The sequence below is a fragment of the Psychrobacter sp. Pi2-1 genome, assembly GCF_904846645.1.
Taxonomy (GTDB): Bacteria; Pseudomonadota; Gammaproteobacteria; order Pseudomonadales; family Moraxellaceae; genus Psychrobacter.
This window is the reverse complement of sequence record NZ_CAJHBO010000003.1, coordinates 51,610-70,948: the sequence shown is the minus strand read 5'-3', so window position 1 is coordinate 70,948 and position 19,339 is coordinate 51,610. Positions and strand designations below refer to the sequence as shown.

Genomic DNA, 19,339 nt, shown 5'->3' with positions numbered 1-19,339 from the left:
GTTTAACATTACCCTAAATCTTTGATAGATTTAGGAGAAGCATGAAAAAGCGGTCAATGATGAATAGTCATTGACCGCTTTTTTGTGTCTCTTTATAGGCTTCACAGTTTACAGGCGTCATAGTCGCTCAGTATAGATATAACGGCTCAGCTATCATGGCTATTAATATAGTGTTTCATGACTCGCAGCTCTTTTAGCTGCTCCTCGTCCATTTGTGCCAGTAATCTATCCAAACGCTGCTCGATATTATCTAAAACACTCTGCAATAACTCATTAGCTTCCAATCTCTTGTCGTTATTCCCATTATTGGCATTTATATTTGTTAACTGATAGTGAGTGGCTAGCATTTCCGGTAACCGTGTTTGCAGCATTTTATTCAATACAAACTGCGCTTCTGTTATCGCTGGTGTCTTATTCTGAGTTTGTAGGGCTGCTTGATAAGCGTGATAACTGCTTACTTTCTCATCAATACGTTTTAACTGGCGTAGTTGCTGCTCAGACAAGTTTTTTAAGTGCTGTTTATTTAACGTTAACTGCTGCAAGCTTAATGTGGCTAATGACAAGGGCGCATCATAATCTTGATAAGTGAGTACGCCAGGTGAGATACCGACGGCTTTATGAAAAGCCTGCCAGCCTTTTCTACCTAGATAAAAGGTAGTGACGGTCGTTACAATGCCGATGCCTATTAAGATACTCATATACGCTTGCTCTTTACCCTTTCACCATTCAACTTTGTATTTATAGCTTAATGTCTTTAGCACTCACATTTTCACCAGTTGGGCTTTCAATCGCTTGGATATTGACATCACTGCTAGCATTATTATTGGCATTACTACTGGCATTGATATCGGGCTTTCGAAACTCTGTATTGCTAGCAGGATTGTCAAAACGTTTTTGGAGATAGCGATTGGTCGCGAGTAGCTTTTGACCGTCTTGATGATATGACGCGTTGAGCAGGTCATCGAACTGTGTGTTAATTGTCTTAAGCACGTCTAACAAGGCTTCTTTACCAGTGACATTAGAATGTCTAATTTTGGTAGTATCAGCAAGCGCACTATCTGTCACATCTAAATCATGCAAGCGTCTATAGTCAGCTACAGCAAGTGGCACGTGCCTATCCATTAAGTTTTGAATCATAATATAAGTTTCGTTGACGGTATCTTTATCATCAATCTTGCCATCGTTATTGGTATCGCCATACATGACACGCAGCTTTTCACCCTTTGTATTAATTTGCTCCAGAGCGGTTTTAACGTCGACAGGTAGGCTTTTTTCAGGTATATAACCCAGTTGCGGCATCGCCTTATATTCGAGCATTTTGGGTGCTGTGACTTTTTTAATGCCACGATAACCTAGATATAACCCAGCCGCTGGCAACAGCCCATACAAAACAAACATTACGAACATTGCAGTCATTTGGGTCATTATATTGTCCTTATTACTTATCAGAATGTCGTGGCTGATTTCTTATGATTGTTATTATTAAACAAAAAAATAAGGCTCTATTAAAGCCCTATATTGTTATGCACTGCGTCGATTGTGTTTTTTGATAATACTTAACCTTTGCCAGTGTTCAAAAAAACATCATCAAAGAACATTTAACTTTGCGTACGGCTCTTAACATAGCGATGGGTTGAGGCAAGGCGGTTTAAGACTGTTTGGTGCAATTCATCCAATAATTCGTCAAGCTCATAATCAATCTCTAAAAACAAATCTGTCAGCATATCACCGGCTGTCATCTTGCCCTGCACCATATTGTTTTTGGTGCGATGCGGACTAAAGCGTTGTAGCTGCTCATAATGATGTAATGCTTCAGGGATACTTTCGGACACCAGCTTATCGATAACAAACTGACGCTCATTATGTTGCTGCTGTTGCTGTTCGTTCAGCTCACTACTCCACTCACGATAACGCTTTAGCTTACCATTGATACGATCTAATATCGCAACGGCTTCAATAGGCATGGCATTTAGGGTGGCCTCATCAACCACATCAACAAGCTCAGTCATAATCGGACAACGTCCATGTTTGAGATACCACAAAGTATCTGGGTCAAAAGGCGGTCTATTGGTTGGGCGCATTTGAGCACGATTACTCAGATAGCGATCAGTCAAAGGCGTGGATGATTGGCTATCACTCACTTGTGCCAACGCATCACATATGCGGTTTACACGTTCAGGCGGAGTCAGTGTAGAACGCTCTTGTACTGCGTGATTGCTATCACTATTGGCAGTAGCATCTTGTTCATGATTGACGCTCATCTCCTGAGCATTCTTTGCTGCCAATGTCGGTAGGTCATCTTGAGCTTGCCCAAATGACTGTAGCATTCTTGTCAAACTGACTACCATGACTTGCTCTGCCCCTCGTCTATTACACTCACATTGTGCGCATATTGCATACATTCATTCAATAGCGTATCTTAGCAGGTTTTTGCTGGCCTGCCAGTAAGCAAAATGTCACCATTCCTACACGCCAACCGTTAAGCACCGTATTATGAATGCTCCCGATTATATTTCTGGTTTCCTACTTGGGTTATCTCTCATCATTGCTATTGGTTCCCAAAACGCCTTTGTACTCAAACAAGGTCTCAAACGCGAGCACATATTTTTTGTTTGCTTGTTTTGTGCGGTGAGCGATGCGTTTTTAATTTCAGCAGGCATTGGTGGTTTTGGTGCAGTTACGGCCCGCTATCCTCACGTTATAGATATCGCAAAAATAGCAGGTGTTATATTTTTATTAGGATATGGTTTACAGAGTTTGTATGCCAGCGTACGTGTGTCACATGCTTTGACTGTCGAAGGACAAGTCGTGACTAGCTTAAAAAAAGCCTTGTTACTATGCTTTGGTTTTACTTGGCTAAACCCGCACGTCTATCTAGACACATTGGTACTCGTCGGCATGGTCTCTACGGGTGCAAGCAGTAAATTGACGTTTGCCGCAGGTGCAATTAGCGCTTCGTTCTTTTTCTTCTTTGCGCTTGGGTATGGTGCGCGATTACTCAGGCCTCTATTTGAGAAGCCTAAAGCATGGAACATCCTGGATGCTTTGGTAGGGTTACTGATGCTCTATCTAGCTTGGCATTTGTATCAAAGCTGATAGAAGTATAACTAGGAAATGATAGATAAGCTGAGTGTTGAATAAACTGAATATTAAGTAAACGACGTATTGGATAAACTAAATTACGTCGATATCCGATATCCGCTAACCACTGTATAAATATATATGGTTAGCAATATTGTATTGATCATTTACATCAAGCTAGGAAAGAGCGTACGCAGTCCATTAACGATAATCTCGATAGAAACGGCGGCCAATAGCATACCCATGATTCGACTCATGATGTTCAAGCCAGTATCGCCTAGTAAGCGACTGATTCGACCTGCCGCCATCAATGCCAAATAGCAAAACAGACTGATGAATAAGCCAGCAATCAAGATGGCAGATACCTGCAAAATACCTGATACTTGTGAAGAATAAATGATAACTGTAGAGATACCACCAGGCCCAATCATCATCGGAATCGCAAGAGGAACCACGGCAGCTGCCATTGAAACTGGCGCATCTTTTACATGATCAACATCGAAGTTTTCTTGATCAGGTTTAACAGGATTACCCTCTCCATTCATCATATTTAGGGCAATTAAAAATACCAATATACCGCCTGCCAACTGGAACGAGCCGATAGAAATACCAAGGGTTTTTAACAGCGTCTCACCTGCAATCGTGAAAAAGCTGATGGTGATAAAAATGGTCAGACAAGCAACGCGCGCGACCTTGCGTCGATTGTTCATCGAATAGCCGCGAGTCAAATCTAAAAATAACGTCAATGCGCTAAATGGATTGATCAATACCATAAAGGCTAGGATTATCTTGATAATTTCAGTATTCACTGAGCGCTCGCTTGTCTATTGATACTGCTTGTGCAAAAAGATAAAGTCATCGTGCGAGTGCAACGATGACCCAATAGGCAACTAAAAATAGCATTGTAGCATAGGCAGATAAGCTAATAAAATCATTAACTTTGCGCCGTTACGCCTACATGTCACCTTAGTAAAGCTTCAGTGTAAAAACAAGCATTTAACAGATTATCAGCACAAGTAATTAATATAAATTAACATTGTATTAACTCGTTGATAGTCCTTTCGATGAAATCGAGCGCTTGTAGCACTATTAACCTTTAGCACATCTATATTTATGCACTAAAATCTAGCCCAATATCCAAAGCGGTGGTACTGTGCGTCAAATAACCCATCGCGATAAAATCAACCCCCGTACTTGCCGCCGCTTGTACCGTTTCAGGCGTAATACCACCTGATGCTTCAGTCTTTGCTCGACCCTTACACATAGTAACCGCTTGCGACAATGTTTCAGGCGACATGTTGTCCAATAGTACTAAACTCACACCTGCATCGAGCGCTTGCTTTAATTGCTCTAGTGTATCGACTTCGACCTCAATAGGAATCAGATGCCCAGCAAATTTCTGTGCTTGCTGAATGGCTGTTTTTATATCACCCGCAATGGCGATATGATTGTCTTTAATTAAAATCGCATCATCTAACCCCAAGCGATGATTGCGTCCGCCACCGCAGCGTACGGCGTATTTTTGTACGATACGTAAGCCTGGAATGGTCTTACGCGTACAAGTAATTTGTGCAGGATATTGGGCCACACTATCGACAATTTGACGGGTCGCTGTCGCAATACCGCTGAGATGGGTCATAAAGTTCAGAGCCGTGCGTTCTGCTGTCAACAAGTGACGCGCGTTACCTTTTACGGTCGCTAACACTGTGCCAGCCTCTACTGTTTCGCCATCCTGTACTTGTGCAATAAATTCAATTTGCGCATCGACTAAGGCAAAAGACAAACGTGCCAAATCGATACCACATATCACACCTGCTTGCCGCGCCTTGATCTGTAGCTGCGCTTGCATATCGGCTGGGATAGTAGCTTGTGAGGTTACATCACCACGCCTACCCAAATCTTCAGTTAGTGCATTCTCAACCAATGGTTTAAGCAATACGTCATCCAATGCTGGCTCTTTTTCAATTGTCATCTTTGACCCTTATCTAGGCATGATATTGATAGAAACTGCTCGTTATTTAAACTCAAAATGAGCATAAATATAGCGCAAAGTTAGCGGCCCTGCAAGGAAAGGTGACAAATTTTTCGTTTTACAAACCGATTTAGAGATAAAACGGACTGGCTTGAAATGACTATTTTCGCTTAGGAAGTTTGCTGTCCATCAATAAACTCTGTAGCTCGATATCATGACGGAAGCGATATAGTTTGGCAGGACGACCGCGCTGAGCAGTGCTACTCTCTCCTGTCTCCATTACTAAATTTTGCGAATCAAGCAAGCGACGAAAATTTTGCTTGTGCAAGCGCACTCCTGATAACGCCTCAACACTCTGCTGCAACTGCGATAAGGTAAAGACGTCTGGCATCAGACCAAAAATAAGCGGTCTATATTCAATCTTCGCGCGCAGTCTTGAGATAGCAGTAGCAATCACGCGACGGTGATCATAATACATCGGTACGCCTATGCGTTGTGACCAGTCTTCTGGCAAAGCAATAGCCTGATAATTGGGCGGATAATTAGGGGCTTCGGGGATTAGACCTGCTTCATAAAGCATCTCATAACGTAGTAATACATGCTCTGCAATCCACTCTCTACTTTCATTATCGTGTTCGTTGACGGATTGACTGTCAGTGAGTTTACCACTTGCTAAAAACGCTTCGTCCAGCCCCCAACATAAGCCAATGCGCTGACGCCTGCGCTGTTGAACGATTGAGTCATTGGCAGTATTGGCCCATTCAAGTAGCGCAGGCACAATGAAGTCCATAATAATACTAGGCATACCGTCCAAATGATTTTCCCACGGGAAATAATCATACCAATCTCGCCAGAGTGCTTTGCTTTGGAGTGCCTGCGTTTGCGTCTCTTGCACCAAACCTAAATAACTCACATACACCAACGCATGGCCATCAATATTACGCCTGTTAGTATCGACAAAGGTATATAACTGCTCCAAGTATCCGAGCGGTTGCTGCGTTTGCTCCTCTACCCACTGACGTACTCCCGCTTGTAGAGAGCGATGTAGCGGCATAAGTGGCCCATTTGGCAATAGCTTGCCTTGGTCAACGGTTAGAACGCGCGCGATATGATCGGTGATAGCGACCAATACGGCGACCACTTCTGTCGTGCCGCTACCTTGCTGGTGCGCATGTGAATAAGACAACGTCATGGCTTTGGGAATTATCCTTTTTCTCTAAAATGTAAAAGGCTATTGAGACTAACAGCCGTTGTATGACTTAGTATAGCTTGAATCTAAAACTATCATAGTCTGTGGTTGTAAGTATGAAAAATCAATATCGATAAATAGTTATAAGGGGCATGAATTAGCACCATTTTTAAGCTTAGTACGGCTTAATTGCACATCACTTTGAGCACTCAAACCTAATCTTTTGACTTATTAAGTATAAAAAACCACTTGTAATTATACTCAAAATGAGCATAATTAAGACAACTTATAAATTTGTTATGTCCAATTACCTATTTTTTAGCTCATACATTTATCGTTATCGCACCAACAAAGGCTGCCATTATGAAAAAATATCCTTACGACGCACCTATCATGAGTACGGACAATCGCATCGCCACTCAGATGAATATTGAATATGCTAAGGCTAAAATGCCAGCAGACTTGCCTCGCGCTGAACGCATCGTGGTCGAAGAAAATATCAAGAAGCTACTGAAAGAGAATAATGCCGTACTGGTAGCACACTACTATGTCGACCCTTTTATCCAAGACTTGGCATTGGCAACCGGTGGCTGCGTCGGTGACTCACTTGAAATGGCTCGGTTTGGACAAGCTCATAGCGCTCAGACTTTGGTGGTCGCTGGTGTGCGCTTCATGGGTGAATCAGCAAAAATATTAAGTATGGAAAAGACCGTCCTCATGCCAGATTTGGAAGCCGAGTGCTCGCTTGACTTGGGCTGCCCTGCTGACGAGTTTTCAGCATTTTGCGATGCTCATCCTGAACGTACTGTTGTCGTCTACGCCAATACCAGCGCCGCGGTAAAAGCGAGAGCTGATTGGGTGGTCACCTCATCTGTCGGTATCGACATCGTTCGTCATTTACATGCGCAAGGCGAGCCTATTATTTGGGGGCCTGATCGCCATTTGGGCAAATACATCGCTCGTGAGACTGGCGCAGATATGCTGCTTTGGCAAGGGTCTTGTTTGGTACACAACGAATTTAAAGCCACTGAACTTTTGCAATTAAAAGAGGAACACCCAGAGGCCAAAGTCTTGGTGCATCCTGAGTCACCTGATAGCGTGGTGGCACTCGCTGATGTGGTCGGCTCGACTAGCAAGCTTTTGCAATCAACGTATGAGATGGATGCTGATACCTTTATCGTCGCTACTGATTTGGGCATATTGCACGAGATGCAAAAACGCTCGCCAAACAAGCGATTCTTGGCCGCACCAACTGCTGGCGAGAGCGCTAGCTGTAAGAGCTGCGCGTTTTGTCCTTGGATGGCTATGAACGGCTTAAAAGGGATTGAACAGTGCCTAACCAATCAAAGCGGTGAAGTGCTAATGACACCTGAGCTAGCGACTGCAGCAAAAAAACCATTACAACGGATGCTCGATTTTGCTGAAACACAAAAGCAACGTGTAGCCGCCAGTGGCGACATAGTAAAAGACCGTGCGCTGTTCGCTAACGTTGGGGCAGCCTAGCATGAGTCAGTTGCATTCAGTTGATTGTTCCAACACCACTCGCTATAAAAATAACAGGAGCAGCAGTGATATGAGTAATATTATAAAAACTGATGTTCTTATTATTGGGGCTGGTCTGGCAGGCTTGAGCACCGCGCTATCTCTGCCAAAATCGCTGAATATCACTGTTTTAAGCAAAGCGGCACTTGAGGTTTGCTCAAGTCACTACGCTCAAGGTGGTATCGCAGCCAGCTTAGACACGGCGGACTCTGTGACTGATCATGTCGCTGACACCTTAATCGCTGGTGCAGGATTGTGTGCGACGGACAATACTGCCCGTATCTTGGGTGCAGGACAGCAAGCGGTGCAGTGGTTATGCGAGCAAGGTGTGCCATTTACTCAAACCACTTTAACTAAAGAAAATGATAATACACCTGATTTTTCAGTCTTAAAAACCAGTGACTTACACTTGACCAAAGAAGGCGGTCATGGCTGTAGACGTGTGGCCCATGCGGATGATGCAACGGGTCGGCACGTGATGGATGCATTAATTATCAAAGCACAGACTGCAACCAATATCACTATCTTGCCTTATCATGAAGCATTAGAGTTACTGACTTCACCTATGATTAGCAGCTCCTCTTTTAGCATGAACGATAGCGATATTAGACATTGCCGAGGGGCACTGGTCTTTGATCATATCAATGAGCGCCAACTCACCATTCATAGTGCGGCTGTTGTACTGGCTAGTGGTGGCTTAGGTCAGTTATTTAAGCGTGCCAGCGCGCCTAACGTCTGTGTTGGTGATGGCGTCATGATGGCATGGCAGGCAGGCTGTCGTTTGGCAAATTTAGAATTTATTCAATTTCACCCGACGGGTCTAGCATTAGATGACAGCAGTTTTTTGATATCTGAAGCGTTACGCGGTGAAGGTGGACGACTCTATTGTCCACAGACTGGGACGCGCTTTATGTTAGATATTGATGAGCGTGCTGAATTGGCGCCACGCGATATCGTCGCTCGGGCAATAGCCAATCAGATTAGTAGTAACGGACTTGGCTACGTACACCTTGATGTCAGTCACTTGCCAGCTGCATTTATACAAGCGCATTTCCCGCAGATTTATCAGACGCTGCTAGCATTCGGCGTCGATATGACCACAGAGCCTATTCCAGTCGCTCCGACTGCCCACTATAGTTGTGGCGGCGTGGTGACTTGCGCCAATGGTTTGACCGACGTCGCAGGACTATATGCAGCAGGCGAAGTTGCTTATACAGGGCTACATGGAGCCAACCGTTTAGCAAGTAATTCATTGTTGGAGTGTGTGGTAGTTGGTCGCAACATCGCCGCCAACTTACCTCGTTACTTAACAAAATTGGATCGCTTAAAGAACTTAGAAGCTTTAAAGAAAACGGCTGAAGCTTTAGAAAAAATGGCGCAGCCACATACGACTAACTATTATGAACTGCATCAGTTAGCTGCCGATATGTGGCAATCTCCGACACTACAAAACACACAATTTGTTGTTTTGCCATCTTCTAAGCAGTCATCGTATCCAACTTATAATGCTGATAAAGCATTTCATTCTGACGTAGATATTGCAGAGATAACGATAGCATTGAAAGCTCTTTTGACAGCCAATATGGGCATTACACGTAGTGCCAAACAATTAGAGCAAGCATTGCAAAAAATTGAGCAGTGGCAGGAGTCACTCATATATTTTGGTAAATCCAATATAAATAACAACCTCCCCACTACTTTCGATGAGCTGGCAATTTTTCAATTGGCGAAGCAATTAGCGTTAGCAACGATGATTGTCCAATCGGCTTATCAGCGTTTTGAGAGTCGCGGTGGGCATTACCGTGAGGATTATCCTAACTTAGCTGAAACGCCTTTAACCAGTATCATTCTGCCATTAAGAAAAACTACGCTTAACTCCTTTTCTCACGTTATAGAAGACGAGCGTTATCCGATGCCTATTACTGACCATATTTAAGCGTACGGCAGATAATAGCCAAACCCATCAAGGACGATATCTAACACTATAGTTAAAGAAGCATTTAAGCTATCATTATGGATAGGCTTAAAATATTACCTCTTCTTTGAGTGTCCACGGTATGGCTTCTGATATTGTGTTTGTGATTGCCCTGATGATAATCGTCAGCTTGGCTTGGAGTGTACTTGCCGTACCTCGTCTGCGCAAACGATTGCCAAAAATCTACTTGATAGCCCGCTCGTGGTGGTTGATGCTCGCCGCGCTCTGCACTTGCTATGTGATTGCAAAAATAACAAACGATACGCAAGGTTCTCATTCGCAAGTATATCCCTATCAATGGCTAGTCATTTTATTTTTTATATTAATTGGTCTACGCGGCAGCTACGAGATTAAACGCCTATGGTGTTTACGCAGTAAAGCCGTACTCATTCACAAACTCCAAGCGCAAGGCTTACAGCCAAGTACTGTCCTGCTAGCGAAAACCTCTCTCAATCTGACTCAACACTATACGCGGCTTAATTACTTAGACCTGCTACTGAGTGTTACTTTCCTCTCACTCATCATTAGCCTTATTGTCTTACAGCAATTGACCTGGCAACGCCAACAATATGGCGTTTTACTCTTCGTATTATTTGCCAGTCAGTTCAACGATATTGCCCAATATCTATGTGGAAGGCTGCTTGGCCGTAAGCTGTTTAAACGAGGTCTAGCACCGACTATTAGCCCGAATAAAAGCATTGAAGGTGCTGTCTTTGGCAGTTTAGTTGCGGCGATGTTGGCAGCATTATTAGGTCTTTGGCTCACCCCTTTTGATTGGTGGGTCTGTTTATTAGCTGCGTATAGTTTGGCTGTGAGCGGTATTTTTGGCGATCTATTAGAATCAGCATTTAAACGCCAACATGGGGTAAAAGATACCGGAACGATGCTCGCTGGTCATGGTGGGGTATTAGATCGGATAGACAGTTTACTGATTGGAGTGCCAGCATTTACTCTACTGTACTGGCTGTTTGGTTAAACCTAGTAAAAGCACAGATGGAAAAATCATTTGGCTTTATCTAGCTTACTGTGCAATATCCAATTGAGCACAGGCTTTGGTAAATGATTTAAAGCACTCGTGATATAGCGCATCGAGCGTGGAAATATAGCCAGTTCTACATCATCGTCAATCGCTTGCATAATATGATTAACCGCCGCTTGCGTGCTCATAATAAATGGCTTATGGCTAGCATCACCATCGTTTAAATCACGTAATGCTTGAGTATCAATATAGCCTGAGGCAATACAGTTCACTTGGATATCATAAGGTACAAGTGCTGCCCGATAAGCGCTGGCAGTCGCAATCATTGCGCGCTTGCTTTTTGCATAAAGGCTGGCATAAGGATACTCTATCGTGCCTGCGATAGAGGCAATACAGATGAGGCTAGGTCTATCACCTTTAGTCATATCTAATGCCTGACATGACTGTTTTAACTGCTGCTTTAACTGACTGCTTGCCCATCTAAAAACTTGCTCAAACGCCTGTAAATTAATCGCTAGCATTTGGTCGCTATCTGCTTGATTTAAGTGATGGATACGCTCATTGGTATAGCTACCAGCACTATATATCAGTTTTTGAAATGAAATACCTGACAAATTGTCTAATAACGTTTGCGTTTGATTTGGGTCAGTTAAGTCGCATACATAAGTCACGATAGCAGGATGCTGGCTGTTGATATCGGCTATCTTTGCTGCGCTACTTCCGACAACGCTGACTTGCCAGCCAAGCGTCTGATGATGCAACGCCAATGCTAAGCCAAGACCGCTCGTGCCACCGACGATAATAATATGTGGCGCATGGTTTCTAGTGATACCTTTTGCGAGGTTTTTCATAGTTTATGCTGCTGTATATAACCGGCTGTACGCTGGTAGCCATATTGCCATTGCGCCTGCATTTGCTGCACAAAACCGTCATAATCGCTATGTATTAGCTCGACGGTCATTTGTTTTAGGTTAAAGCGCTTTTGCATATTTTGCCCTCTCAGTTGCTGCTCATTATCTGCAAATGGTAACCAGTGTAGCTGACGGTTTTTATCAGTAGTGTCAGTGGGCGGCGACACATTGATTGGTTGATAATCATGCACTTGTGCCAAACGCTCATTAGGATCAAAACCAAAAACACGCTGAATCGCGGGAGCAGCCAGCCATGGGTCATAACCTGCCTTAGTCTCTGCAAATACGCTGTTACCCAACTGACAGGCTAGCTCAATTGGTGTCAGATTAATCACACCTCCTAAACACCAGCCAAGCTCTGTGATATGTGTGGGCGGCAGATAGTACATGTCAGCCATAGAAGCGCGGATCACTGGGGCAAAATCCCATTGTGTTTGAACCTTTACAGAAGGGTGTATGCGCCCGTTTGCAAATGTGTGCGCAGGCGATGTCATTTGCCCGTCGGCCAGACCTGATACAAAATTTGGCAAATTTGCTAAGCGCGGCGGCGCAAATAACAACTCTTGCAGTGCGAGTTTTTCACTATACAAACCATCAGTAGGTGATTGATACAATCGACTGGCAATGATGGCTATCTCTGGCGTTGCTTTATCAGTATTGCTAATATCATTATTACTAGTAGCAAACTGCGACAGCTCATCTAGCCAGTACTGCTCGTTATCGATACGAAACATCGCTAACTGCTGTAGCTCATTTAACAGTCGCTCGTAGCTGTCTGCTTGACGTTGTCTTTGTCCATTATCCTTTTGCTTTGATAACCGCCAACGCTTAAGTGCATGTGTCATATAACGCAGCTTTAGACGTTTATTGGCTTCATCTGGCGCGACATGTCTGATGGCTGTGATGACGCGATATAACTCACGACTACATATCAACGCTTGCAAATCCTTGGGGTCAGGCGCAAATTGTACTAAGTAAGCAGACAAACTCCCACCGCAAGTACCAACGATAATATCTGGCGCTAAGTCATGAGACGCTAAGGCTGCATAGCTACCCAAATAATAACCAAAACGTGAACCGCCGCCTGAAAACAGCTGAACACGCTCGTAAGGTTTAACCAACTGATTGTTCATCTATTACTCATCATCAGCTGATACAGTTTTAATCGCTAACGAAACAGTAAAGATACCAAAGCGATCGATACGCATCGTGATTTTCCTAAAGCCTGCACGCTCAACCAATTGATCCATTTCCGCTTGCGAGCGACAACGCATCACCCAACTACTGCCACGGTGATTGTTTAGTGTTTTACTGATAAATTCCTGTTCAGGGTGCCACGGTTGGTTGGTATAAATCAGATAACCGCCCGATTTTAAACTGTCATAAATACCCGCTAAGGCTGTCGCTGGTAGCGCATTATCAGAGAACAATTCAAACAACCCTGAAGCAATAGCAAGATCTGATTTTTTAGTATCGGTGCTAGTGTCTTTCGTATGTGCATCAATATAACTAATAGGATCAAAGGCGTCCTTTTTACTGGTCACGACTCGACTGCTCATGGCCAAATGCTCCGCTTTTGCTTGTAATGCCTGTATATTATGCATCTCATAATCTCGTAGCTCTGCCTGCAAATCGGTAAACTCAGTCAACAGATCAAACGCATAAAAACCATGGCCACTGGCGATATCTAACAGTTTTGGTTGATATGGTTTGGCGTTACTCTGATTTTTATCTTCAATATCTGTAAGTGCTAAGCGTGCCAACTCCAATATGTGCTCACGGCGAATACGAATACCTTGCCAACCAATATTATTTAAATAAAACTTATCGACTGCCTGTCCAAATTTATTCTGCCCGCTGGGCTGATTGTAATAGACATGATCCAGCGAGTGACCTGAATCAAATCCATGCTCAAGCCCTGTCGCAATCGCATCGCTGACGTGACCGAACTTTTGCATCGCAAAACGGGTAATGGCAAAGTTTGGATTGAATGGTTTAATCGCCAAACGGTCTACTTTATCTTTACTGGCACTGTCTAAGTGAGCGGTACTCAGATCAGGGGCTTGGACTGGTGCGCTAAATACTTGCTCAGCAAACTCAATACAGTCGGCAAATACATCGGCTTTATTGGTCTCATGAAAGATTGCATGATAGCTGTCTGGATACAACTGCCAGCGTTTGATCGGTGTGTTAATCGCCTCATAGAATTTCCGCTCAGCCTGTTTATCGACCACATAATCCTTGCCCGCACATAAGACAAACGTCGGTACGGTGATAGCACCAGCATCATCGAGTAGACGCTGCCCCGTTGCATGGGTATCAATGAGTAAATCAGTCGAGATACTATTCGATATCAATGGATCGGCATTGTAAGCCTGCTGCGCGTCTTTATCATGGGTCAGTACTTGTGCTTTAACATAGCTGCTGACACGTGACATCAGACCTAGCGTACGTGCCACCTTTAGCGATGGTATAGCAAAGGGCAGATATAGACGAATACTGAGCGCAGGCGTGCCAAGTATCATGCCGCGAATATTAGGCGCATAATCGTGTACCCATGCTGCTGCCAATACCGCGCCGATACTACTGGCGACAATCAATGTATCCTCGATAGCAATGCCTGTTTGCCCAATCACCAACTGGACGAAACCCTCTAAATCTCGCTCAAGCTCTGTGACGCTCTCTGCATGATCTTTAATGCCCCCTGAGCGACCATTGCCGCGCGCATCCCAAGCAAACACTTGATAGCCAGCTGTTGCAAACTGCTCTCCCAGCTCTGTCAATCGTCCCGAATGCTCATGTCCTCGGTGCAATAAGATAACTTGGCGCAACGGTTGGTTGGCTTGCTTAATATCTTCTAAAGCCCTCGTTAGCCAATAGCGATAATAAATAGCAGTGCCATCGTAAGCGTTATAACAGCTCTCACCATTGATGATTTTAGATGCGGGCAAATCAAAACCAACACTGGCCTGTTCTTCGGATTTTTGACTATCAACGGTTGTGGTTGGCATTTCTTTGAACTCCAATGGGCGAACGTTATCAGTAGAAGTATTTGGCAAAACAACAGTAAGAGAGAGTGAGTTGTTTGTTGACTCACCCAGTACGGATCGCAGCTCAGGTGGATTGTGCATCAAGTATAACTCTGTCATATAACGTAGTCGATTGAGACAGGTCTTTAGTAGCATGATTTCTGTTAGTATAAATAATTGATCTATTCTGACGGCAGGCGAAGCCACCTGCCCTTTAATACTTACTGGCGCTTTGGCTCTGCTACCCATAAAGGCACCAAGCACCCCTAATAAGAAGGCGCGGTCGCTTTTGCCCAAAGGCCCTTGGTTAGCACGAACACCTAACATGGTATTACTAGTAACGCCTAACAGTTCGGTGCCAATACTAAGAGCGATCAGAGCAGTGATATGATGCTGAGAAGTTGATATATTCGTTGGCAAGTTGGCTATTAACGTCTGCTGTTCTTTATCATTGATATGATGGGTCAGAATATGAGGGGTCAGGCTCGCTAATAGCGCCGTATCGGCAACCATATCACCTACCTCGTTTAACACGGCTCCGAGCCTTGAGGCCTGTCCATGCTCACGCGCCATCATGCCATCGATAGCATTGAGTGCCATACGTACAAACAATGATAAAGGCAATAAAAGCCACAGCCTATGCTGTTCAGCCGCTGGTTTGGCAATGATATAGGCAGTACCGATACTTAATAAAACAGCGGATACTGTCACTTGGTTAGCGGTAATGTTTTGCTCAACCAGCGCATTACTCATCGGACGTAGTTGATTTTGAAACTGAGTTTTGAGCTGATATAGCGACATGAGTCTAGCCAAATATTTTCAGTACTTTAATGTAGCAACAAAAGTTTATAAGGTAAAGAATTACAAAGCGCTCAAAAACGTTCAAACATTTTGAAAAAGATATTTATTATCGTCATTATAATCGTCCAGTTTTTTATATTTTGGCCAACAATGAGCGATGATTTGCAATGAATCTCAATGGCTCATATCAGTATTGCTGACCTTATATGGTACAATCTTCAGCTTCTTAAAAACGCCTTATTAAAAATGCTGCGAGCCCTTTATCATGGAAAGCCTAGTCACCCTTGTTCTGGTTCTAATGCCAATGTTTATTGGCTTTGCCATTCCGTCTAACCCTACCATGACAAAAGTGGCCGACAAAGGTCTATCATACTTAGTATTTATCATCCTAGCGCTGATCGGTATTGAGCTGTCTCAGGTAGAAGGTCTAGGTAATCAGCTGGGTGAAATTGCTCTATATGTCACCGTCCTATCAATATTAACAATTGGTACAGGATTGTTTGCGCTTATGCTGTTTGACCATCTGCGTCCATGGCATGCCAAAAAACCAAGTGTAAAATCTAAAGAGCATCGGGTGAGCATTCGAGGTAGCTTGGCGCAAGTGGTTTGTGTGGTGATCGGGATGGTGATTGGCTATTTCTTGCCTGCTGATTATATGCCGCCTGAAAACTCTATGACCGTCATGCTGATGATTTTGATTTTACTGGTTGGTATAGGCTTAAAAGGCTCGGGCATCACCTTAAAAGAAGTATTACTTAATAAACGCGGCGTAGAAATGAGTGTCATCTTTACGCTAGCAGTATTGGCAGGCGGGCTTATTTTCGCGCTACTATTTACGGATGTCTCATGGACGAAAGGCTTAGCACTATCGTCAGGGTTTGGTTGGTACTCGCTATCAGCGATTGTCATGACCGATGCTTATGGCGCGGTTTGGGGTAGTGTCGCGTTGTTTAATGACTTGGTACGTGAGTTCTTTGCGTTAATCTTTATTCCAGTATTTATGCGCAAATACCCCTCCGCTGCGGTTGGGCTTGGCGGCGCGACCAGTTTAGATTTCACTTTGCCTATCATTCAGCAGTCAGGTGGTCTAAAAGTCGTGCCACTAGCGATTAGCTTTGGCTTTTTGATTAATATTGTCTCGCCAGTGCTGATGGTGTTCTTTTCGGCGCTTGGGTAGGCTATATTTTGTAGATCAGCTTATTCGTATTTGATATTACGATTATTTTATTACTAACCATCTGTTTAACTAGCTTATCAATGGTTTTAGGGTCTTCATTGCGTAAATGGTTTTTAAGATAGTTTGTTAAACTTGACTTTTTGGATGGTCGAGTACCTGCTGGTCTACTTTTTAGCTGTGCTATTGCACGTTGATATGTTGTAGCAGAGTCTTTGCTCTTCTTATTGTCATCTTGTGACACTTTACTCGAATTTCCTTTGATACTATCGAAAGGTGAGTAATAGATAGCTTTGTTATCCTGTTTTATTATGTCTTTCTTTTTGAGGTAATTTACAACTAAATCAATTTGATCCTGATTATTTGCTTGGCGATAACTTGCAAGTTTTTGCTTTATCACATTATTCAATCCATCAATTTCTTTTGCCTTGCTTCGTAAAACTTGATCAGTGACTAAATCTAATATTCCTTGACTGTCTACTTTATAACTTAGTTTTTCTTCATTTTCATCAAGTCTGATAAGTCCTGCTTTGATAAATTTTCCAAAAACCTGTTCAAAAATATAATCTTGCTCAGTACTATTAAATCTCTCTAGTACTGTTACTGGAACGTACTTCTTTATCGAGTACAATAGGTTGGATTTATAGCTCGGTAAAAAAACCTTACGATTGACAATGCTATCAAAAACCAATACATAACACTCATGTATAACCGATTTGGGAACGCTCTCTTCAAGGCTTTGCGCTAAATATTTCTTATTGTCCATGGCAACGCTAGTAACGTCATCACACAAAACATGATGACTGTCTTCAATGACAAGTTGGCTTTTTTTTATATCTGGTGCACTTTCTATGTTTGACTCGTAAGCCACTGTTAGCTGATTAGAATTTTCTAACCGCATGATGTTCATACCATCATAAGCACTATTGAGATGCTCAACCAAGATATCATAACCACTATCTCTTGCTAAAATACAAACATCAGCACTAGGATCAATTTCAGAGATTTTGCCAAGATAAAAAGACAAGTAAAAATCTAGCGCATTCTTCCCTGCATGTTGCATCCTAATAATGTGCACATTTTCATTATCAAACCTGAGCAAGTTTTCAACCAATTTAAGAGGTAAACTCTTCTGCTGATTGATACCCAAAAACAGCCATACATGGCATTCATCCACCTCTACATTATCGAAGCTTTTGGGCTGAATGTTCTCATAGTCGATTAAAATGTGTTTCATGAAAATATTCTTATTATTTAATTTAAATTATTATTCCTACACACCACTCGCCTGCTTAGCAAACAAACGCATTAATGGCTTGATTTTGCTAACTCGGTACATACCTTCATTACGTATCTGCTGCACAGGGCGCACTTGTGCAAGCGACCCTGCAAATAGCCAGTTAAGCGCAGAAAAGCTATGCATCATTAGGCTATTATGCGGACGGCGCGAACGCTCATAATGACGCAGCGTTTGATTGCTGCCCCACAGCGTGCCGCCACTACGGGTAAAGTCATGCGTTAGCTGTTCACATAATACTTGCACATCCAGCATGCCAAGGTTCAATCCTTGACCCGCCAGCGGATGCACGCCATGAGCAGCATCACCGATCAGCACCAAGTTATCCGCCACGTAGCTTTTCGCTTGCTGTGCCGCTAATGGAAAACTAGCGATAGACTCAATCTGATTAATCGCACCCAGCTCGTAATTGCTAGCAGCTGCTAACTTATCAGCGACAAATCGATCTTCTTCCTCTATCAGTGCTAATGCTTGATTGCGCGGCAATGTCCATACGATCGACTGCCAATGCTGCGGGTTTGTCTTATCAGCATCGGTTATATCTGCTAATGGCAATAGTGCCAGTGTACCCGTCGGTAGCATGGCTTGACGTGCTGTCGCTTGATGCGGTTTCTCAGTCTGAATCGCACAGCAAATCGCCGTTTGATTATAGTCAAACGTATCTACACCAATCCCTGCTTGCTGACGGACAAATGAACCGCGCCCATCAGCGCCAACTAATAGACGCGCATCAATCGCTTCGCCATTGTCTAGAGTTACACGGTAGCCTTGCTGCGCCCCTAGCCAATCCATATCAACAACTTTTTGACCAGCGATAAGGGTCAGATAGTCACTAACATCAGCTTCATGCAAGCGTTGCCATAGTGCGTGCTCGATAACAGCAGGCTCGACCATACTGCCTAATAATGTAGGCTCATGAGTTTCACTACTATTATCCTCGGCGCCAATATCTTCACTTTCTCCAAATAATAACTCACCCATCCCATTGAGCTGCCATACCTGCATTTGCGAGTACTCTGCTTTGCGTTTAGAGGCGGCAATCTTTTGCCACGCGCCAATATCTTTAAGCAAATTAATACTAGCCATACTAAGTGCATAGACACGTGCATCACGTTTGCTAAGTTCATTTTGCCAAGCTGACTCATCACGCTCAGGACGGGCATCAATCAACGTCACCGGCATTTTATCTTGTGCCAGCTTTAGCGCAAGCGTTGCCCCAACGATACCGCTACCGATAATCAGCGTATGGTTGTTCTTCATAAGGTGTCTCTCAATATTGTTCAATATTAGAATGCTTATTATCAATCTTAATTACAGTTAGTTGATTCAGTTTAAAAGAGAGACAAGGCAACCGAGTGCAGATGTATAGGCAATATTTCAAGCGAGGTT

The 19,339-nt window shown here is 43.5% G+C and carries 16 protein-coding genes; 5 read left to right on the top strand and 11 right to left on the bottom strand.

The window, feature by feature from the left end:
* Positions 1–146: 146 nt before the first annotated feature.
* From JMX91_RS03230 to JMX91_RS03220, 3 genes are all read right to left on the bottom strand, one after another.
* Positions 147–698: a hypothetical protein gene (locus JMX91_RS03230; RefSeq protein WP_201547642.1), complete on the bottom strand. Its 552-nt coding sequence runs from the start codon at positions 696–698 to the stop codon at positions 147–149.
* A gap of 40 nt (positions 699–738) precedes the next feature.
* Positions 739–1,425, bottom strand: a complete 687-nt coding sequence (locus tag JMX91_RS03225; protein WP_201547641.1) for a hypothetical protein — start codon at positions 1,423–1,425, stop codon at positions 739–741.
* 173 nt (positions 1,426–1,598) lie between these two features.
* Complete coding sequence (locus JMX91_RS03220; RefSeq protein ID WP_201547711.1) at positions 1,599–2,327, bottom strand: hypothetical protein; 729 nt, start codon at positions 2,325–2,327, stop codon at positions 1,599–1,601.
* A 166-nt stretch (positions 2,328–2,493) separates the two neighbouring features.
* On the opposite strand from JMX91_RS03220, the gene JMX91_RS03215 reads away from it, so the two are divergent.
* Positions 2,494–3,096, top strand: coding sequence for a LysE/ArgO family amino acid transporter (locus JMX91_RS03215; RefSeq protein WP_201547640.1), 603 nt, complete (start codon positions 2,494–2,496; stop codon positions 3,094–3,096).
* Between the two features lie 152 nt (positions 3,097–3,248).
* Here the strand turns inward: JMX91_RS03215 and JMX91_RS03210 are convergent, their stop codons facing one another.
* The 3 genes from JMX91_RS03210 to JMX91_RS03200 all read right to left on the bottom strand — a co-directional run bounded on the left by JMX91_RS03210 (position 3,249) and on the right by JMX91_RS03200 (position 6,245).
* A complete protein-coding gene (locus tag JMX91_RS03210; RefSeq protein ID WP_082624565.1) occupies positions 3,249–3,890 on the bottom strand; it encodes a MarC family protein in 642 nt (213 codons plus the stop codon).
* 302 nt (positions 3,891–4,192) lie between these two features.
* Positions 4,193–5,053: a carboxylating nicotinate-nucleotide diphosphorylase gene (gene nadC, locus JMX91_RS03205; protein WP_201547639.1), complete on the bottom strand. Its 861-nt coding sequence runs from the start codon at positions 5,051–5,053 to the stop codon at positions 4,193–4,195.
* Between the two features lie 160 nt (positions 5,054–5,213).
* Complete coding sequence (locus JMX91_RS03200) at positions 5,214–6,245, bottom strand: NUDIX hydrolase (protein ID WP_201547638.1); 1,032 nt, start codon at positions 6,243–6,245, stop codon at positions 5,214–5,216.
* 360 nt (positions 6,246–6,605) lie between these two features.
* Between JMX91_RS03200 and nadA the strand changes: the two genes are divergently transcribed.
* The 3 genes from nadA (at position 6,606) to JMX91_RS03185 (ending at position 10,735) form a co-directional block, all read left to right on the top strand.
* Positions 6,606–7,745, top strand: coding sequence for a quinolinate synthase NadA (gene nadA, locus JMX91_RS03195; protein ID WP_201547637.1), 1,140 nt, complete (start codon positions 6,606–6,608; stop codon positions 7,743–7,745).
* A 70-nt stretch (positions 7,746–7,815) separates the two neighbouring features.
* Positions 7,816–9,720, top strand: a complete 1,905-nt coding sequence (gene nadB / locus JMX91_RS03190; RefSeq protein ID WP_201547636.1) for an L-aspartate oxidase — start codon at positions 7,816–7,818, stop codon at positions 9,718–9,720.
* 121 nt (positions 9,721–9,841) lie between these two features.
* Positions 9,842–10,735: a phosphatidate cytidylyltransferase gene (locus JMX91_RS03185; RefSeq protein WP_201547635.1), complete on the top strand. Its 894-nt coding sequence runs from the start codon at positions 9,842–9,844 to the stop codon at positions 10,733–10,735.
* A 26-nt stretch (positions 10,736–10,761) separates the two neighbouring features.
* Here the strand turns inward: JMX91_RS03185 and JMX91_RS03180 are convergent, their stop codons facing one another.
* Genes JMX91_RS03180 through JMX91_RS03170 form a run of 3 tightly spaced genes read right to left on the bottom strand, consistent with a single transcriptional unit; the run spans position 10,762 to position 15,479 of the window.
* On the bottom strand, positions 10,762–11,589 hold the full coding sequence (locus tag JMX91_RS03180; RefSeq protein ID WP_201547634.1) for an SDR family NAD(P)-dependent oxidoreductase: 828 nt from the start codon (positions 11,587–11,589) through the stop codon (positions 10,762–10,764).
* On the bottom strand, positions 11,586–12,782 hold the full coding sequence (locus JMX91_RS03175) for a patatin-like phospholipase family protein (RefSeq protein WP_201547633.1): 1,197 nt from the start codon (positions 12,780–12,782) through the stop codon (positions 11,586–11,588). Before JMX91_RS03175 ends, JMX91_RS03180 begins: the two co-directional genes overlap by 4 nt.
* A gap of 3 nt (positions 12,783–12,785) precedes the next feature.
* On the bottom strand, positions 12,786–15,479 hold the full coding sequence (locus JMX91_RS03170; RefSeq protein WP_201547632.1) for an alpha/beta fold hydrolase: 2,694 nt from the start codon (positions 15,477–15,479) through the stop codon (positions 12,786–12,788).
* A 265-nt stretch (positions 15,480–15,744) separates the two neighbouring features.
* Here JMX91_RS03170 and JMX91_RS03165 point away from each other — a divergent pair, with 265 nt between their 5' ends.
* Positions 15,745–16,656: a lysine exporter LysO family protein gene (locus JMX91_RS03165; RefSeq protein ID WP_160021578.1), complete on the top strand. Its 912-nt coding sequence runs from the start codon at positions 15,745–15,747 to the stop codon at positions 16,654–16,656.
* A 1-nt stretch (position 16,657) separates the two neighbouring features.
* Here JMX91_RS03165 and JMX91_RS03160 read toward each other — a convergent pair whose 3' ends face one another.
* Both JMX91_RS03160 and JMX91_RS03155 read right to left on the bottom strand, forming a co-directional pair.
* Positions 16,658–17,890, bottom strand: coding sequence for a PIN domain-containing protein (locus JMX91_RS03160; protein ID WP_201547631.1), 1,233 nt, complete (start codon positions 17,888–17,890; stop codon positions 16,658–16,660).
* A gap of 36 nt (positions 17,891–17,926) precedes the next feature.
* Positions 17,927–19,210, bottom strand: a complete 1,284-nt coding sequence (locus tag JMX91_RS03155) for an FAD-dependent monooxygenase (RefSeq protein WP_201547630.1) — start codon at positions 19,208–19,210, stop codon at positions 17,927–17,929.
* Positions 19,211–19,339: the final 129 nt, after the last annotated feature.

Excerpts from the sequence above, each read along its gene's own strand:
- JMX91_RS03185 (WP_201547635.1), top strand. The coding sequence starts at position 9,842 with ATGGCTTCTGATATTGTGTTTGTGATTGCCCTGATGATAATCGTCAGC.
- nadC (WP_201547639.1), bottom strand. The coding sequence starts at position 5,053 with ATGACAATTGAAAAAGAGCCAGCATTGGATGACGTATTGCTTAAACCA.
- JMX91_RS03230 (WP_201547642.1), bottom strand. The coding sequence starts at position 698 with ATGAGTATCTTAATAGGCATCGGCATTGTAACGACCGTCACTACCTTT.
- JMX91_RS03220 (WP_201547711.1), bottom strand. The coding sequence starts at position 2,327 with ATGCTACAGTCATTTGGGCAAGCTCAAGATGACCTACCGACATTGGCA.
- nadA (WP_201547637.1), top strand. The coding sequence starts at position 6,606 with ATGAAAAAATATCCTTACGACGCACCTATCATGAGTACGGACAATCGC.
- JMX91_RS03180 (WP_201547634.1), bottom strand. The coding sequence starts at position 11,589 with ATGAAAAACCTCGCAAAAGGTATCACTAGAAACCATGCGCCACATATT.
- JMX91_RS03225 (WP_201547641.1), bottom strand. The coding sequence starts at position 1,425 with ATGACCCAAATGACTGCAATGTTCGTAATGTTTGTTTTGTATGGGCTG.
- nadB (WP_201547636.1), top strand. The coding sequence starts at position 7,816 with ATGAGTAATATTATAAAAACTGATGTTCTTATTATTGGGGCTGGTCTG.
- JMX91_RS03200 (WP_201547638.1), bottom strand. The coding sequence starts at position 6,245 with ATGACGTTGTCTTATTCACATGCGCACCAGCAAGGTAGCGGCACGACA.
- JMX91_RS03155 (WP_201547630.1), bottom strand. The coding sequence starts at position 19,210 with ATGAAGAACAACCATACGCTGATTATCGGTAGCGGTATCGTTGGGGCA.
- JMX91_RS03165 (WP_160021578.1), top strand. The coding sequence starts at position 15,745 with ATGGAAAGCCTAGTCACCCTTGTTCTGGTTCTAATGCCAATGTTTATT.
- JMX91_RS03215 (WP_201547640.1), top strand. The coding sequence starts at position 2,494 with ATGAATGCTCCCGATTATATTTCTGGTTTCCTACTTGGGTTATCTCTC.
- JMX91_RS03160 (WP_201547631.1), bottom strand. The coding sequence starts at position 17,890 with ATGAAACACATTTTAATCGACTATGAGAACATTCAGCCCAAAAGCTTC.
- JMX91_RS03175 (WP_201547633.1), bottom strand. The coding sequence starts at position 12,782 with ATGAACAATCAGTTGGTTAAACCTTACGAGCGTGTTCAGCTGTTTTCA.
- JMX91_RS03170 (WP_201547632.1), bottom strand. The coding sequence starts at position 15,479 with ATGTCGCTATATCAGCTCAAAACTCAGTTTCAAAATCAACTACGTCCG.